The 451-nt window shown below is 65.6% G+C and carries 1 protein-coding gene; it reads left to right on the top strand.

Annotated elements, in window-relative coordinates; genetic code table 11:
* Window positions 1–451, top strand: a 451-nt coding sequence (locus PZH32_RS11330; RefSeq protein WP_275208360.1) for a hypothetical protein, incomplete at both ends; no start/stop codon positions are given.

Below are 451 nucleotides of genomic sequence, written 5' to 3'. Positions count from 1 at the left end.
CGATGCTCTTGGGCGACAAGGTGACCCTGGTGCTGTCCATGGGCCCGGCCTCGGTGGAGCCCGACGAGGGCGATAACGGCGCCGAGGGCGACAACGGCGGCAACACGGACGGCGATAACGGTGACGGCAACGAGAATGCTGGCTCTGGCACCGGCAACGGTGAAGGCTCCGAGGAAGGTGCAGACAGCACCGAGGGCGGCTGTGACGAAAGCTCCGAGGCCGGTTCCGACAACGGCGAGAATGTGGAAGGCGAGTCGATCGAGGGCATGGCCCTGCTGTTCGGTGTGATGCGATCGGCGGCCGTGCCGCTCTTCGATGGCGAGGACATCCCGGCCGTGGAAGACGAAGAGGGCACGGACGAAGGCGATGGCAAGGGCAAGGCGCCCAGCATCGCGGAGCATACGTTGTACCAGGAACAGGTGGACGGCCAGGCCCAGATACTGAAGACGCT

The sequence above is a fragment of the Adlercreutzia equolifaciens genome (genome assembly GCF_029076695.1).
In the GTDB taxonomy this organism is placed as follows: Bacteria; Actinomycetota; Coriobacteriia; order Coriobacteriales; family Eggerthellaceae; genus Adlercreutzia; species Adlercreutzia equolifaciens_A.
Note: the sequence above shows the minus strand (reverse complement) of the source record. Positions and strands in the feature narration are given on the sequence as shown.